This is a genomic window from Arsukibacterium sp. UBA5043 (assembly GCA_002415085.1).
In the GTDB taxonomy this organism is placed as follows: domain Bacteria; phylum Pseudomonadota; class Gammaproteobacteria; order Enterobacterales; family Alteromonadaceae; genus Alishewanella.
The window spans coordinates 84,690-100,508 of sequence record DIBV01000017.1; the positions used below are offsets into that span (position 1 = coordinate 84,690).

The 15,819-nt window shown below is 48.2% G+C and carries 13 protein-coding genes, 1 tRNA gene and 1 riboswitch; of the genes, 8 read left to right on the plus strand and 6 right to left on the minus strand.

Translation table 11 applies throughout. The annotated features are described in order from the left end of the window. Window positions 1-22: 22 nt before the first annotated feature. Window positions 23-565: a translation initiation factor IF-3 gene (gene infC / locus B2Q61_RS14335; protein WP_026349420.1), complete on the minus strand. Its 543-nt coding sequence runs from the start codon at window positions 563-565 to the stop codon at window positions 23-25. 41 nt (window positions 566-606) lie between these two features. Continuing rightward, window positions 607-2,517 (minus strand): threonine--tRNA ligase, encoded by a 1,911-nt coding sequence (gene thrS, locus B2Q61_RS14340; RefSeq protein WP_290616946.1) that lies wholly within the window; start codon window positions 2,515-2,517, stop codon window positions 607-609. Between the two features lie 361 nt (window positions 2,518-2,878). Between thrS and B2Q61_RS14345 the strand changes: the two genes are divergently transcribed. After that, window positions 2,879-4,030: a hypothetical protein gene (locus B2Q61_RS14345; protein WP_290616948.1), complete on the plus strand. Its 1,152-nt coding sequence runs from the start codon at window positions 2,879-2,881 to the stop codon at window positions 4,028-4,030. A gap of 148 nt (window positions 4,031-4,178) precedes the next feature. Here the strand turns inward: B2Q61_RS14345 and B2Q61_RS14350 are convergent, their stop codons facing one another. Further along, window positions 4,179-4,685, minus strand: a complete 507-nt coding sequence (locus B2Q61_RS14350; RefSeq protein ID WP_290616950.1) for a DUF6436 domain-containing protein — start codon at window positions 4,683-4,685, stop codon at window positions 4,179-4,181. Window positions 4,686-4,714: 29 nt separating this feature from the next. Then, window positions 4,715-6,208, minus strand: coding sequence for a methyl-accepting chemotaxis protein (locus tag B2Q61_RS14355; RefSeq protein ID WP_290616952.1), 1,494 nt, complete (start codon window positions 6,206-6,208; stop codon window positions 4,715-4,717). 148 nt (window positions 6,209-6,356) lie between these two features. Here B2Q61_RS14355 and B2Q61_RS14360 point away from each other — a divergent pair, with 148 nt between their 5' ends. From B2Q61_RS14360 to B2Q61_RS14370, 3 genes are read left to right on the plus strand one after another with little or no spacing between them, the layout of a single operon-like run. Continuing rightward, window positions 6,357-7,217: a fructosamine kinase family protein gene (locus B2Q61_RS14360; protein WP_290616954.1), complete on the plus strand. Its 861-nt coding sequence runs from the start codon at window positions 6,357-6,359 to the stop codon at window positions 7,215-7,217. A 9-nt stretch (window positions 7,218-7,226) separates the two neighbouring features. Next, on the plus strand, window positions 7,227-7,979 hold the full coding sequence (locus B2Q61_RS14365; protein WP_290616957.1) for a pteridine reductase: 753 nt from the start codon (window positions 7,227-7,229) through the stop codon (window positions 7,977-7,979). A gap of 14 nt (window positions 7,980-7,993) precedes the next feature. Continuing rightward, on the plus strand, window positions 7,994-8,194 hold the full coding sequence (locus B2Q61_RS14370; protein ID WP_290616959.1) for a CPXCG motif-containing cysteine-rich protein: 201 nt from the start codon (window positions 7,994-7,996) through the stop codon (window positions 8,192-8,194). Window positions 8,195-8,232: 38 nt separating this feature from the next. Here B2Q61_RS14370 and B2Q61_RS14375 read toward each other — a convergent pair whose 3' ends face one another. Further along, a complete protein-coding gene (locus tag B2Q61_RS14375; RefSeq protein ID WP_290616961.1) occupies window positions 8,233-8,862 on the minus strand; it encodes a riboflavin synthase subunit alpha in 630 nt (209 codons plus the stop codon). A gap of 56 nt (window positions 8,863-8,918) precedes the next feature. Here B2Q61_RS14375 and B2Q61_RS14380 point away from each other — a divergent pair, with 56 nt between their 5' ends. Then, complete coding sequence (locus B2Q61_RS14380) at window positions 8,919-10,316, plus strand: MATE family efflux transporter (RefSeq protein WP_290616964.1); 1,398 nt, start codon at window positions 8,919-8,921, stop codon at window positions 10,314-10,316. Further along, window positions 10,264-11,286 carry a DUF3080 family protein gene (locus tag B2Q61_RS14385; RefSeq protein WP_290616966.1) on the plus strand — a complete coding sequence of 341 codons (1,023 nt, stop codon included), beginning with the start codon at window positions 10,264-10,266 and terminating at the stop codon, window positions 11,284-11,286. Before B2Q61_RS14380 ends, B2Q61_RS14385 begins: the two co-directional genes overlap by 53 nt. 39 nt (window positions 11,287-11,325) lie before the next feature. On the opposite strand, the gene B2Q61_RS14390 is transcribed toward B2Q61_RS14385, so the two are convergent. Continuing rightward, window positions 11,326-14,196, minus strand: a complete 2,871-nt coding sequence (locus B2Q61_RS14390) for a prolyl oligopeptidase family serine peptidase (protein WP_290616968.1) — start codon at window positions 14,194-14,196, stop codon at window positions 11,326-11,328. Between the two features lie 300 nt (window positions 14,197-14,496). On the opposite strand from B2Q61_RS14390, the gene B2Q61_RS14395 reads away from it, so the two are divergent. Both B2Q61_RS14395 and moaA read left to right on the plus strand, forming a co-directional pair. Continuing rightward, window positions 14,497-14,573 (plus strand) — tRNA-Val (locus B2Q61_RS14395). A gap of 135 nt (window positions 14,574-14,708) precedes the next feature. After that, a riboswitch (molybdenum cofactor riboswitch) is annotated at window positions 14,709-14,858 on the plus strand. Next, the gene (moaA, locus tag B2Q61_RS14400; RefSeq protein WP_290616970.1) at window positions 14,847-15,818 is read left to right on the plus strand and encodes a GTP 3',8-cyclase MoaA; all 972 of its coding nucleotides are present in this window, start codon (window positions 14,847-14,849) and stop codon (window positions 15,816-15,818) included. (Overlaps the previous riboswitch by 12 nt.) Window position 15,819: the final 1 nt, after the last annotated feature.

Below are 15,819 nucleotides of genomic sequence, written 5' to 3' on the forward strand. Positions count from 1 at the left end.
TTCCTAAACTTGAAGGCACTTATTACTTCTTATTTGGGGCCAGCATCATGATCATCTGCCGACCTTCCACCCGTGAAGGGAAAGATTCGCAGATAGCGATATCAGATAAGTCCTCTTTAATCCGAGAAAGCATCTCAATACCGATTTCCTGATGCGCCATTTCACGCCCACGATAACGTAGCGTTACTTTAGCTTTGTCACCCTCTTCAATGAAGCGACGCAGGTTGCGTAGTTTTACCTGGTAATCGCCTTCGTCAGTTCCAGGCCGGAATTTTATTTCCTTAATCTGGATCTGTTTTTGCTTCTTCTTCTGCTCTTTCAGAGCTTTACTCTTTTCGAACAGGAACTTACCGTAGTCCATCAACTTACAAACTGGTGGTTCGGCTGTCGGGCTAATCTCGACTAAATCATTGCCACTGTCTTCAGCCAGTTTAATAGCTTCAGCAATACTTACTACACCCAGTTGCTCACCTTCGACACCAATTAACCGTACTTCTGGCAGGTTAATTTCTTCGTTGATCCTGTTAGGACGGTTTGCAGGTAATGTTTTCTTTCCTACTTTAATAGTATGTTCCTCCGAAAAATTATTCTTATACGCTTAATCGCTTATACCCGGGTTTTAATTTCTGTGGTCAGCTTCTCTACAAACGCCGCCACCGACATTTTTCCAAGGTCTTCACCTTTACGCGTTCTTAAGGCGATATCGCCCGCTTCCATTTCTTTATCGCCAACGACAACAAGATAAGGAATACGCTTAAGCGTGTGCTCGCGGATTTTAAAGCCTATCTTCTCATTTCTCAAGTCACTAATGACTCTAATACCGTTAGATTTGAAAGTTTTTACTAAATTCTGCACATATTCGGCCTGATTATCGGTAATATTCATTACCACCACCTGAGTGGGAGCTAACCAGGCTGGAAACAGGCCGGCATATTCTTCAATCAAAATACCGATAAAACGTTCGAGCGAGCCAAGTATCGCCCGGTGGATCATCACCGGCACTTGCTTTTCACCACCTTCAGAAATAAAAGTGGCGCCTAAACGGCCAGGTAAGGCAAAATCTAACTGTATTGTGCCACATTGCCACGCCCGGTTCAGACAATCGTGCAGGGTAAATTCAATTTTCGGACCATAAAACGCGCCTTCGCCTGGCTGCAAGTCATAGTCGATATTATTGCTTTTCAGCGCTTCAATCAGGCCCTGCTCGGCTTTATCCCAACTTTCATCAGATCCAATGCGCTGTGCAGGCCGGGTTGACAATTTTACTTTAACGTCTTTAAAGCCAAAAGTGCTATAAACATCGAATACCATCTGAATACATTTGGTTACTTCGGCCTGCACCTGATCTTCAGTACAGAAAATATGGGCATCGTCCTGAGTAAAACCGCGCACCCGCATTAAACCATGTAAGCCGCCCGATGGCTCGTTGCGGTGACAACAGCCAAACTCGGCCATTCTGAGCGGTAAATCACGATACGATTTCAGGCCCTGATTAAAAATCTGGACATGACCCGGGCAATTCATTGGCTTAATCGCATACTCGCGATGCTCAGACTGAGTGGTAAACATGTTTTCGGCATATTTGTCCCAGTGGCCAGATTTTTCCCATAGCACCCGGTCCATCATTAACGGACCTTTTACTTCATCATAATCATATTCGCCCAGCTTTTCCCGCACATAGCTTTCCAGCTCACGGAAAATAGTCCAGCCGTCGTTGTGCCAGAACACCATACCCGGTGCTTCTTCCTGCCAGTGAAATAAACCCAGCGCTTTACCTATTTTACGATGGTCACGCTTTTCTGCTTCTTCCAGCTGAGTTAAATAGCCCGCCAGTTGCTTTTTATCAGCCCAGGCCGTGCCGTACACCCGTTGCAACATTTTGTTTTTCGAGTCGCCACGCCAGTAAGCGCCGGCCACTTTCATGATTTTAAAGTGCTGGCAAAACCGCATATTGGGCACATGCGGGCCACGACACATATCAATGTATTCTTGGTGGTGATACAAACCCGGCTTATCGTCTTTGCTGACGTTGTGCTCCAGAATTTCCATCTTGTAGCTTTCACCACGTGCTTTGAAGGTATCAAACGCTTCTTGCCAGCTGACCTTATGCTTAATCACATCGTATTCGGTTTTAGCCAGTTTGAGCATCAGCGCTTCGAGCTCAGCTAAATCGTCGCTGCTGATTGGCTGATCAATATCAACGTCATAGTAAAAGCCGTTTTCAATTACCGGGCCAATGGCCATTTTCACATTCGGCCACATTTGTTTAATGGCGTGGCCTAATAAATGCGCGCAGGAGTGGCGGATAATTTCCAGACCGTCCTGATCTTTACTGGTAATAATGCTTACGGTTGCATCCGTGGTAATAGGGTCACAGGCATCCACTAACTGACCATTTACCTTACCGGCAATAGTAGCTTTGGCTAAACCGGGGCCGATGTCTTTGGCGACATCCATCACAGAAACAGCAGAATCAAAGGCGCGCTGGCTGCCATCAGGCAGAGTAATAACTGGCATGATATTTCCTTTTACAGTGGTGGCCCACACCAAGGGTCACTTGATTAAACACGTAAATCGTTATTTCGTGCGCCTTGCGTGGCAGTTGACATCCCTTACTAAGGGTTGTTTGTACACAGCGTGGTACACGTTTTAAGCCATTGCTAATCAACGTAGATTAGAAAGGCACCAGCATCATACATGAAAATATGCTGCGAATCATTTATGTCTGAATCCAAATGGTAATTTATTAACCAAAAATATTGTTTAATTCCGCATGCGATGAGTGCGAAACCAGCCAGTGGGTAACTTTAACGATAAACATATTTTACATTTATACATGTGTTCTTTATCATCACAAAAACAACAAATGAGGTACAAAATGATAAAAAAATTAGCCTCGGCACTTTGCTTGCTTGTCTCGGCTTATGCCGGCACTGCATCAGCATCAACAGGCGTAAAAGGTTATGCCTGTAACAATTGCACATCGCAGCAAGCTGAGAGTATTGCTCGCTCCCGGGGAGCACCTGTCCTTCGCTGTGAACCGACAGGCAACAATGAACTGACAAGTATTGATGAACACGCGTGTTACAGTTCACCGCAAAAATTTGTTATTTTTGATGTGAAGAATAGGATAACTTATCCATTTCACGTATCTCATAGCAATCAAGGTGGCTCAAGTTCAGATATGATTCTGAATTCAAACCTTACAAGTTTAACGCATCCAGAAGCCGGAATAGCGCAAGATTTTTTTGACATGTTAGAAATGCAAGAACAGACATTGCAGGCTATAGCACTAGCTGAAGAAGAAAACTTGCAACTGACATACACGGCACCACATTCCGTTTCAACCTTCTCAACAGGTAGCTATAGCAACGCTTCCACTACTACTGCCCCCGATGAATGCGCATCAGACAGCGCTGCAACCGTTCTTAAAATGGCATTGGACCCTAAATACAAAAATAGTCTACGTAATGCCGTTAACACGCGGTTAAGGCAAATAGCTGCTTCATTATATAAAAAAGATTTCCAAGACATACGGTTTAACCAATTTGGATTCGACGCAAAAAAAGATGGTGTTGGCATATCTATAGGCTGGGAATATCTAAATAAAGCTAAACTAGTTAGTAAATATATTTTTGAACCTGGTCAGCAAATCGTACCAGAAGGCGAATCTTATTATCCTCCCAGAGCGGCGTTCAAGCTGTCTTGGGATGATAATTTGGATATGATCGTAGTCGAAATAGAGAAGAGTTTATCAAGAGTAAAACCAGACTTAAACCTTCAAGATGTTTTACAGAATAGTTCTTGGATGATGGAACTGAGCGCTTGTGCAATTATTCAGCTTCAGAAAAATTACTATGCCAGCAATGCGATTCCAAGTGAGCCAACCGGCAGCGATGCTGGAGGCAGCTATCCTGATGGTAACATTAACTTCCCAAGGCCAAGCATGACTACTCAAGAGAAATGCAAATGGCACTTTTACGATAAAAATGGCCAGCTACTTATCACTTTAATGGGGCCATGTCCGTAAGTAAGTTAATATTTTTTAAACCATTAAAAAGTAATGACGCCCAGGGGCGAAACACCTGTAGATAAACTAACACCACCGGTAATCGCTGCCAGTTGGCAATTGTCCGTACCGGTCAGAGCCCTTAGTTTTACATCTGCCAGTGGCTTAATCAGGCGCCTAGCTTGACGACACAGCGACACGCTTTAGCTTCACCATTAAGCCAAAGACCGGCAAGGTTAACGTCACCTTTTAAAATGGGCGCAATTAAACTGGTCGAAACAGAGCACATCGGGCCGGTTGCATAAGGCCCGGCATAAATCAATTGACCATTATCAAAAATAAGCACCGCCGGGGTTGCCGGCAGCATCAGACCGGCGCCGCTTACCTGTTGTAACTGACGATAAAACTGTTTATTTGCAGGCAATTGATAAGCCTCGGTAAACGAAGCGATATGTTGACTTGCCAACCTGTTGCAAACGCACTCAGGCTGCCCGACATGCACAACCTGTTTGCCAGCCTCTGGTGCGATACCCAGCGTTTCAATTGCTAAAGCTTTGGGGGCTGAAACCTGCCAACTGCCGCTATCATCGAACTGGCCATAATTCTGATTACCGAAATAAAATAATCCGGCACTGGCCAGCACAACCCACACCACAAAGACTACAAGCAGCAACATCACTCGCCTTTGGGCGCTTGATACACCCATTACACCCTGAATTTTGCCGACTCATTACTAAGAGCAATGGTAATTTGCTCCAGACTATCGGCACTTTCTAACACTTTCTGTCCAAGAGCATGTTGCTCTGATGTCATTTGGTTAAGGTGTTGCACACTTTGCGCAATTTCATTACTGGATGCGGTTTGCTGCTGCAAAGAGTTGGCCATAGTATCTGAAGAATCAGCAACTTGTCTGGCCTGCTCCAGAATAGTTTGCAGTAATTTGCCACTTTGTTCGGCATGGCCACGGGTATCCTCAAGTTGCTCAATACTACGCTTAACCACTACCACTGATTGCGCACTGTTCTCAACCAGCCTTTCAATCATGGTTTTAATCTCATCTGTCGAACCACGGGTGCGTGATGCCAGAGTACGCACTTCATCAGCGACAACGGCAAAACCGCGACCTTGCTCGCCGGCTCTGGCCGCTTCAATGGCAGCATTTAGTGCCAGCAAATTGGTTTGTTCAGCAATAGATTGAATAACATCTAAAACTTTACGAATATCAACGGTGGCATTGGCCACCTCATTTACCGTCCGGCCAGTGTCAGTTAATTGTGTTGCAAGTTGCTGCACGGACGCAATAGTGCTGCTGACTGATGTTTTCCCCTGATCTGCAGCCTGCTCTGCTGCTTTTGAAAAATCCAGTACCTGTTGCGATAAATTAAACACATCCTGAATACTATGCGACATTTGCTCTGTGGCAGTTGCAACCCGGTCTACTTCATTCATTTCATTGCGCATGCTTACGGCCAGTGAATCGCCCTCGTCACGCAAAATCCCAGACTCCTTTTTTAAAGTTTGCGACTGTTTTTCAATCGTTGTCAGCGTTTTTTGCAGTGTTGCCAGCACCGCATTAAAATTATTTATAATGGCTGAATTCAAATCGGGGCAACGATGGGTTAGCACTACCTTACCATCGCTGGTTAACAATGCTTCAGTGGCATCAAACAAGCCCTGGCTTACGATGGCTTCACGGTAACTCTGCCTTGAGATCACGACTAATACTGCTGATTCCACCACCACAAACGCCGCATGCAGCATAATAATACCGAACGACAAACTCTGTTCAGGAACCAGATAAACAGCGGTACCTTGCATTTGCAAATACATAAAAAGCAAATGATGCACGGCAATGGTGGCAGCAGCGGTCAGAATAACCAGATAATCACGAAAGGAAATTAAAATGGCCAGTAACACAAAAATGCCAAAGTGCATCTCCAGCATACCGGCAGCCTGATGAATATGCAGCGCCGAGAAAAACATAAAACTGACACCAAAGCTTATCCGGGCCAGCGGGTGATCTCCAAGCAACCGATAGAACAACAAAGGCAGTATTGCGGATGGCAAACCTATTAGCAGCGCCGGTAACCAACTGCCATGCCAACTGGCCAATGCCAGTGCCAAAACAAACAATGTGAGGTTTACCCCACTCATTAGTTTGAACGCATGCACACGAAAACTCGGGATAACAATGGCCATTTGAACTCCAGACAACGGGTAGTATTAACAACTGTAGCAGCTACTAAAACGATGACCCGTAATTACGTTATTAAATCCTGATCAGGATCAGTGTTTTTTCTTATATATCAGTCATACTGAAATGACAACAGCGGAATGGAGATAACCGATGTGGCAGGCGATTGCAGATCATATTAATAGTGAACTGGATACCGACTTTAAAGTTGAAGATAAAGTTCAGCTCACCGGTGGTGATATTAATCTGGCGTTTAAAATAAGCGGTAACGATCGCCACTTTTTCGTTAAAATTAATCAGCGGGAGCAATTAGAGCATTTTGAAACTGAGGCATTAGGGCTTAAAACGCTGCGCCAGCATCATTGCATCCGGGTTCCCGAGGTAATTTGCTGCGGTCAAACCCTTGATAAAGCGTTTTTGGTACTCGAATACCTGCCACTGGTAAAAGAAAGCGGCAGCGGCTGGCAGCAGTTGGGCCAGCAATTGGCCTTATTGCATCAACAACATGAACAGGCCATGTTTGGCTTTGATTGGGACAATGTTATCGGCCGCACCCCGCAACCAAATAAGTGGCAAAGTAACTGGAGCAGCTTTTTTTCAGAGCAGCGCCTTGGCTGGCAATTGCAGTTACTGCTGGAGCAGGGTTTCGGTTTTGGCAATATCGACTATATTGTTGAACAATGCCGCCAACGCTTAACACATCATCAACCAGCACCTAGCTTACTGCACGGTGACTTATGGCGCGGTAATGTCGGTTTTCTAGCCGGCTCGCCAGTCATTTATGACCCGGCCTGTTATTACGGCGATCAAGAAACTGATGTCGCTTTCACTGGTCTGTTTGGCCGTTTTCCTGAAACTTTTTATCAAAGTTACCAGCAGTTTAATAAACTTCCTGACGGTTTTAGCGAGCGCAAAGAGCTTTATAATTTGTATCATATACTTAATCACGCATATTTGTTTCGCGGCGCTTTTCTGGTACAAGCACAGGAGATGATTAAACAGCAATTTTACTAGGATAGCTTTATGTCCCATTCCGACGCCCCGGTGGCACTGGTTACCGGCAGTGCCAAACGTTTAGGCAAACAAATTGTATGCCAGCTGCATCACGCAGGCTACCGGGTTATTATTCATTATCATCAGTCACACACTGCAGCAAATGAGCTGGCTGCCAGCCTGAATCAGCAGCGGCCTGACAGCGCCACCACATTGCAAGCGGATCTGTTAAACTACGATGAATTAACACAATTGGCCAGCAACGCGCTGAGCTGTTTTAACCGACTGGACGTTCTGGTCAATAATGCTTCAAGCTTTTATCCTACCCCTCTGGCCAGCGCCACCATAGAAAACTGGAATGATTTATTCGGTAGCAATGTTAAAGCGCCCTACTTTTTGGCTCAGGCGCTGGCTCCAACCCTGTCAATGCATAAAGGCTGTATTATCAATATGGTTGATATTCATGCCACGCAGCCATTACAGGATCACAGCATTTACTGCATGGCTAAAGCGGCCTTATTGATGATGACAAAATCGCTGGCACGGGAATTAGCGCCTACAATAAGAGTCAATGGCATCGCACCAGGCGCTATTTTGTGGCCAAGTCAGCAATTAGCCGACGCGGATAAAGCGGAGATTTTGCAGCAAATACCGTTGCAGCGTATCGGCACCCCTGATGATATTGCCAACACCGTGCTGTTTTTGCTGCAGTCGCCCTATATCAGTGGTCAGATTATTGCTGTTGATGGTGGTCGCAGCCTGGGAACAGCACAAAAAGCCTGATTAAAGGAGGCAGTATGAGTATTTTAACCAAAACCATCAGTTGTCCGTTTTGCGGCCACCCGATACATGTCGATGTTGAAGTGACCGATGACGATCAGGACTACATTGAAGATTGCAGCAATTGCTGCAATCCAATTCACTTAAAGGTACACAAAGATATTCAACATCACAGTGTGCAGATATTTGTCGACGCAGATGATGAACAGTACTATTGATAGCTAAAATGATTGTTTAAATGATGGCTAACTGCCGGCTAACTTTTAGCCGTAGCAAAGCGTTCTGCCATCACCCGCTCAACCGTTTTAATGATGGTCAGTGTTTGCTGATCCAGTTCAATATTAACGATATCGCCCTCTTGCTTGTCACCCAACGTGGTAATGGCCAGGGTTTCCGGAATTAAATACAGGCTAAAACCACTGTCGGTCACCTCGCCCACCGTTAAACTGCAGCCCTCTACAGCAATAAAGCCTTTGGCCAGAATATAAGGCAAAAAGCGTGTATCCAGACTGAGCTCCATACTCACCTTATGCTGCTCGCGCGTCAGTCTGGTTAAAATGGCGGTGGTTTGAATATGGCCTGATACAATATGGCCGCCCAGTTCGCTGCCAAACGTCAATGAGCGCTCCAGGTTTACCTTGCTGCCCACGGCAAGCTTACCCAGGTTGGTTTTATCCAATGTTTCGGCGATAACATCAAAACACACCCAGCCTGCGTGACTATCAAATTCGGTAGCGGTTAAACATACGCCATTAATCGCAACACTGGCCCCACGCTCCAGCGCCTGTAAATTGGCGGGTGGCACCGTTAATGTCAGGCGGCGTAGCTGCCCTTCATCGCGAATTTCGCGCACTTGCGCGGTTGTCTGAACTATTCCGGTAAACATAAAACCTCAATTGTGCTAAATTGCGCGCCATAACTGGCCAACCCGAATGATGGCGCATGGTACCCTTTTCCCGCTTTGAAGCCAAAACTCTGCTAAAACTGACCGGCCCTATTATGCTGGCCCAGCTAACCCAGACCATGATGTATTTTGTCGATACCGTCATGGCCGGCCGCTTTAGTGCTACTGATATGGCAGCACTGGCGGTAGCCTCAGGCCTGTGGTTACCGGTAGTGCTAACTTTACAAGGCCTGCTGCTCGCGTTAACGCCCATTGTGGCGCAGTACTATGGCAGCAGGCAAACCGAACCGGTTAGTCATTTTACCCTGCAAAGTCTGTATCTGGGAATGCTACTTGCCGGCTTATTATTTATGCTGATGTTGTTTGCCGATATTCCAATCAACATGCTGAATATGGAGCCGGTGCTGCGCGATAAAACCCTGCAATATCTGTATTACGTAAGCTGGGGCTTGTTTCCGGCCGCCGGCTATATTGTTATCCGTAATTTATTTGAAGGCATAGGTAATACCAAAGCCAGTATGTGGATCAGTTTTGTCGGCATTTTGGTCAACATTCCGGCTAACTATATTTTTATTTACGGCAAGCTGGGTATGCCGGCCCTGGGCGGCGCGGGCTGTGGCATTGCCACCAGCCTGGTATTTCTGGCAATGTTCATCGCCATGCTGGTATACGGCTGGTACAGCCGCACTACCCGGCCCTACCGGCACTGGCCTAAGCAGCTTAGCGCCAATTTAAAAGACATCTGGTATGTAGTTTGCCTGGGTACCCCGATTGCCTTTTCCATCTTTTTTGAGGTGACGCTGTTTGCCTGTATTCCGCTGGCGATAGTGCATCTGGGGCCGATAGTGGTGGCCGGCCATCAGGTCGCGAATAACTACAGTGCGCTGGTATTTATGCTACCGCTGAGCTTTGGCCTGGCAACGACCATCAGAGTTGGCCATTTAGTCGGCCAGCAAAATAATAAAGAGCTGAAAAAAGCCATTATGACTGCGCTGTGTATGGCCGTGTTTATGTCATTTTTTATCGCCAGCTTTACCTATTTTATGCGCACTTATGTGGCCTCGCTATACTCGACCAATCCAGAGGTTATCGCCATGGCCAGCTCGCTGTTAATTCTGGCCTGCTTTTACCAGTTATCTGACGCCATTCAGGTGGTGTCGGCTTGTGCCCTGCGCGGTATGAAAATCACCAAGCCAGTGTTTTACATTACCCTGTTTGCTTACTGGCCAATCGGTTTTGGTTTAGGCGCCGTATTAGGCTTAACTGACTGGCTGGTAGCGCCAATGGGTGCTCATGGTTTCTGGATAGGCATTATTATTGGCCTGAGTACTGCCGCCATTATGCTGGCAATTATTTTACGCAACCAACTTAAAAGGATCGATCATGAAATACGGCATGCCGGTATCGATGCTGATGGGGGTGCTGTTAGCCCTTAGCGGCTGTGCTGAACCCGATAGCAAAGCAACACTACTTGACTATCAAAAGCGCTTAAACCGGGTGCTGCAGCTTGAAAATATCAGTGTTCAAGCTGAGTTACCTGAAACACTGCCGCGCCCCAGTGCACTGAATCAGCCGCTGCCTGACATCCGTATGGACTTAACGGATGCCTGGGCCAGCCGCGAATGTGGCCTGGATCAGTTGATTGGTGAGCGCAACAGTGGCTTAGGCCGGGTATTTCAGCCCAGTAAACAGCTAAATTATGAACTGCGGTTACTCGCCCGCCTGCAGCAGTGTCAGCAGCAACCGTTAAGCCCGGCATTACAACAGCAAGTTAGTGGCTGGCTTGCTCAAAAACAACAAAGCGTCCAACTTGCTTTTAATAATATGCTGCTAACTGACGACACGCTACGCCAGCAATGGCATAGCAGCAGTAAACGTTTAGTGCCTGGCCAGACTAACGGCTTTATTGACAGCACCGCCGCGTTGCGCAGCCTGATTAATTTAAAACAACTGATAGAAACAAGCGCCTGGCAACACGCTGCAGAAGTTGATATTGAACAAAGCCTGGCAGCGCTGTATCAGCATGATTTTTTAGCCGGATTACAAAATAGCCTGCGGTTCAGTGCCGCCTGGTTTATTCAGGTTAACCCGCAGTTAGTAACCATTGCGCCGACAAGCTTATGTCCAGCAGGACAAAACAAACCGCAACTGACCATTTTAAGCACCGTATTTAGCAAGTTTTTTATTGCAAAGGTGCAGGCCCACTTAGCTGAGCTGACCCGCTACTATAATGAAAGCTGGCCGCTCATTGCCAAGTTGTATCAGCACACCCCGATTTATCCGGCGCTGCAACAGCGTTATCAGCAACCAGCCGAGCAACTGCAGCAGCAACTGCTGTTGCATGTACAGTGGTGGCAGCAACTCAACCAGGTATGCCCGGTTAACCTTACCCAAAGCCCGGCCTAGGCCGGGCTGATAACGCGTATTTTTTACTAAAAGCGCAGCTTACTTTTCGTATTGCTGATACGGCATGCCCTCTGCCCACCACATCGGTGCCGGCGCCCCTTTTAAGTAGTGATCAAAGAACTCACGCATTTTAATGCTGTAGTCCAGTTTATTCGCATAGCGCTGCAAATGATGCGGCTCATTTTCATAGTGCAGCATTACCACGTCTTTGCCTAAACGGCGCAGCGCCAGATAATACTCAATGCCCTGCTCCCACGGCACCGCACCATCGTCGTCGCCAAACTGGATCAGCATCGGGGTATTAATTTTATCGGCAAAAAATACCGGTGAATTATCAATATAGGGTTTCAGGTCGTCATACATCGATACGCCAAGCCGACTCTGGCCGGTTTCATACTGAAACTGACGGGCCAGACCGCTCTGCCAGCGAATACCGCTGTAGGCACTGGTCATATTAGCCACCGGTGCCCCCGAAACGGCTGCTGCAAACATGTCGGTTTCGGTCACAACAAAGGCCGTCTGATAACCTGACCAGCTATGGCCATGTAAGCCAATCGCCTGTGGATCGGCCACGCCCATATCAATTAATTTTTGCAGGCCCGGCACTAAAGATTCCGTGGCACTAGGGCCAGGCGCTGCCGGTCGAAAATGAATATCGGGTAAAAACACCAGATAATTCTGGCCCAGATAATACGGGAAGTTCGGCCGGTGATTGACCTTCATCTGATTATAATGATGCAGCCGCTGCGAGAACTTCTCGTAGTAGTACACCACTACCGGGTACTGCCTTGCCGGATCATAGCCATCCGGGGTCAGTAACACGCCCTGTAATGGCTCGCCGCTGGCGCTGGTCCATTCAATTAAATGGCTGTCACCCCAGATAAACTCTGCCTGCTGCGGGTTAACATTGGTCAGCTGGCGCCGCTGATTAAAATCAGCACTGGCCAGCCATAAATCAGGAAACTGCCTGAAGCTCTGCTCAGTAAATAAGTAATGCCGTTTCGCCTCACTGAAGTCATCCAGAGTTTCAACCACGTCATAGCGTTTTTTGCCCTGCAGTAATACCGTAAGCTCGCCGCTGGTGGCATCAGCAGATAAGGTAAGCTGGGCAAAACCATATTGCTTGGTGTCTTCGTTATACATTTGCAGCAAATGGGCTGCCGCCGGGTCGACAGCCAGCGCATCATCCTTTTGCTGCAAGCGGTATTGCTGCTTAGCCGCCCTGCCATCCGTCAGTTTTTGCATGCCGCCACCAGGGCTCAGCGCCCAGATATCAAACCGGTCATACACCAGTACCGCCGACTCATCGGCTAACCAGCCTGCCACACCATAACTTTCGGCAGCCATCGGCCGGTCGTTCTGCTCATCTACCCAGGATACCGGGGCACTGCCCCCCAGCTGCACAGTAGTGCCGGTTGCGCTGTCAAACAACTGGTACTGCTCTTCTTGCAGATAGACAACGTAGCGGCCTGATGGCGATAAATGGGCCGACTCATGGCTGCGGTTAGCGCTGAATACCTGCTGGCGCTGGCCGCTGCGTAAATTAATATGCCAGATATCGTGCAAGCGGCCATCCCAGCTCAGCTGTTTTAAATAAGGCCGGCCACTACTGATAAGCTGCGCGTCAGTATGCTCGCTAAGCTGCAGTCGCTCGTCGATATCATCACTTAACACCACCATCTTCGCGCTGTCCAGCCAGATAACAGCCGGCGCAGTGCGCTTTAACGCCTGCTTATATTCTGCCTTTTGCTGGCTGTTAATCCGCGCATCATCGCCATGCCATACCTGCAAGCGCCGGTCGGCCAGCAGCCGCTCCACGTTATACAGCTCAGCCTCAGTTTGCGGCGGTTCCATTTTTGCCGGTTTGTCACCGCTATCCGGCCGGTGGCCGATAAACAGCCGCTTGCCATCTTTGCTCCAGCGCGGCGCAGTGTGCTCGCTTAGCAGCCAACCTGCGCGCTGAGTATTAAGCTGCTGCGCGCTGTCATCTCCCTGTGACCAGAGCCATAGCTGCTGGGCTGCTTCTGCCTGGTTTGAGGCCTTTAACTGCGCGCTGTCGGGCCCGCTGAAAAATACCAGCTGACTGCCCTGCTGATTAAATTTCAGCTGTTGCAGCTTTTGTGCTGTTGCACCATGTGCAGTGAACCGGCTGTCAGCAGCGCTGTCCCATACCAGCAACTGCTGCTCTGGTGGTTGTTTGTCAGCTTGCGGGCCGGCGTTCTCTGTTGCTGCCAACTCAGCAACCCAGGCCACCATTGACCCCTCTGCCGCCACCGCAAAATCGGTTACCTGAGCCAGGGTTTGCAAGGTACCGCTGGCTAAATGCAGCGCCTGCAGGGTTTGTGTGCGGTCTTTGCTGTCCGCCTTACGCACCAGTAACAATGCGGTGTGGCCGTCACCGGTAAATGCAAAGCGATCAATATTGGCGATAACCCGCTGCTCGCCCGTTTCACTGTTTACCAGTACCGCATTTTGCGCCAATGCTTCACGCGCTTTTTTATCAGCAGCCTGCTCGCGCTCTAAGAGCGGCGCGCGTTGGCGAAACAGCGCAAAACTGCCATCGGCATTAAGCTGGCCCTTATCGCCGCGCTCAACACTGAGCTGTTTGCCACTTTGTAAAGCAACCAGATAACCGGTGCTGTCGCCAAAATCAGGCGCAGCGGTATACACCATAAATTGCTGGTTTTCGCTAAGCTGGCGCTCTTTAATTTCCCGAAATTTCATAATGTCGGTCAGCGCAAGTGGCCGCAAACCGGTCGTTGCAACGCTACTGGCAGCAATAGCGCCAGAGGTTATTTCAGCCTGGGGCGTTGTGTTCTGCAACTGGCTGCAGCCGGCACTGACAATCAGCAGTAACATAGCCGCACTAAAGCGCAAAGGTCGGCGTAAGCCGTTGCTCGTTCTAATCATAACTTCCTCGAAAGCCTGCTTATCTGAATTATTGTTCTGCCAGGCGACATATCTTACGGTGGGCCAAAGTTAACATAGGCGACGATAAATGTGTGCAGCGAAGGGGCTGACTGCGGCAAAGATACGACCAAAACCTGCAGAGTTGCGGTTAAATACCGGCTGACAGGCTAAAATTCAGCCAAACGTTAAACGAAACACGAAAAACACTTGCCAACCCGTCAGCAGCACAATAACATAGCCGCCGTTGTCAGCCAGACTGTTTACTCTTTATAAAGGCATAGCGGCCGGCAACCCAAGTGTGCGTCCTTAGCTCAGCTGGTTAGAGCACTACCTTGACATGGTAGGGGTCGGTGGTTCGAGTCCACTAGGACGCACCAAAAATTTCTTTTAAAACGCCACCTTATGGGTGGCGTTTTTGCTTTTTATTATCCTGTTGTAAGCCTACCTACCCACAATGGAGTAAACAAGCCCCCTCTTAATGGCAATAACCAAGCGTAGCCTCAGCATGTAACATTAATCCACAACACCGAGCTACCGGCTCTAAGCCTGATACGTATTTTACGATATCAGGGATGAACGGTATGCCGTGGCAATCATGCCACCGGGTATGACGGGAAACGGCCATACCTCCCCATTTGGAAAGGTGAATTATGTTAACTGACGCTTATGCGCGCCGCTTTAGCTATTTGCGGCTTTCTGTTACTGAAATCTGCAATTTTCGCTGCAGCTATTGCCTGCCTGATGGCAATGACTGTGACTCCCGTAGCGGTGAATTAACCCTAAGCGAAATTAAACATCTGGTTACTGCCTTTGCCAGGCTGGGTACCCGCAAAGTACGGATTACCGGTGGCGAGCCTTCGCTGCGTAAAGACTTGACCGAAATTATCGCTATCTGCAAAGCGGTACCCGGTATTGAAAAAGTGGCACTGACCACCAACGGCTACCGTTTAAAACGTGATGCGCTGGCCTGGCAGGAAGCAGGTCTGGATGCGGTGAACGTTAGCGTCGATAGCCTGGATGCCGACACCTTTCACCTGGTCACAGGCCAGGACAAATTAGCCGACATCTTAGAGGGCATAGCCCATGCTAAAGCCATTGGCATTAAGCAGGTAAAAATTAATACCGTACTGCTAAAACAGCATAATGCCCTGGCCCTGCCCGATTTTCTTAAATTTGTTAAACAGCAGGATATTGCGCTGCGTTTTATCGAGCTGATGCGTACTGGCGATAATGCTGATTTTTATCAACGCCAACATTTAAGTGGTGCCAGCATTCAACAACAGCTACTGGATCAGGGCTGGCAGTTGAATGTCAAAGCGAAAACTGACGGTCCAGCTCTGGAATACTCGCATGCAGATTATCAGGGGCGGATTGGTCTGATTATGCCCTACAGCAAAGACTTCTGTGCCGACTGTAACCGGCTTAGAGTTTCAAGCCTGGGTCAGCTGTATTTGTGTCTGTTTACCGACAACCACCAGGAGTTGCGTAGCCTGCTGCAAACAGATAATAGCGCGCCCTTAATGCGTTTTTTGCAACAAGCAGTGCAAGGCAAAGCTTTCAGCCATCAGTTGGCTGAAGATTACAGTGGCAGCACCCGGCACCTAGCCCAGATTGGTGGCTAAT

Coding starts and splice junctions, on each gene's coding strand:
- thrS (WP_290616946.1), bottom strand. CDS start 2,517: ATGCCAGTTATTACTCTGCCTGATGGCAGCCAGCGCGCCTTTGATTCT.
- B2Q61_RS14380 (WP_290616964.1), top strand. CDS start 8,919: ATGGTACCCTTTTCCCGCTTTGAAGCCAAAACTCTGCTAAAACTGACC.
- B2Q61_RS14360 (WP_290616954.1), top strand. CDS start 6,357: ATGTGGCAGGCGATTGCAGATCATATTAATAGTGAACTGGATACCGAC.
- B2Q61_RS14375 (WP_290616961.1), bottom strand. CDS start 8,862: ATGTTTACCGGAATAGTTCAGACAACCGCGCAAGTGCGCGAAATTCGC.
- B2Q61_RS14350 (WP_290616950.1), bottom strand. CDS start 4,685: ATGTTGCTGCTTGTAGTCTTTGTGGTGTGGGTTGTGCTGGCCAGTGCC.
- B2Q61_RS14390 (WP_290616968.1), bottom strand. CDS start 14,196: ATGATTAGAACGAGCAACGGCTTACGCCGACCTTTGCGCTTTAGTGCG.
- B2Q61_RS14385 (WP_290616966.1), top strand. CDS start 10,264: ATGAAATACGGCATGCCGGTATCGATGCTGATGGGGGTGCTGTTAGCC.
- B2Q61_RS14370 (WP_290616959.1), top strand. CDS start 7,994: ATGAGTATTTTAACCAAAACCATCAGTTGTCCGTTTTGCGGCCACCCG.
- B2Q61_RS14355 (WP_290616952.1), bottom strand. CDS start 6,208: ATGGCCATTGTTATCCCGAGTTTTCGTGTGCATGCGTTCAAACTAATG.
- moaA (WP_290616970.1), top strand. CDS start 14,847: ATGTTAACTGACGCTTATGCGCGCCGCTTTAGCTATTTGCGGCTTTCT.
- B2Q61_RS14345 (WP_290616948.1), top strand. CDS start 2,879: ATGATAAAAAAATTAGCCTCGGCACTTTGCTTGCTTGTCTCGGCTTAT.
- B2Q61_RS14365 (WP_290616957.1), top strand. CDS start 7,227: ATGTCCCATTCCGACGCCCCGGTGGCACTGGTTACCGGCAGTGCCAAA.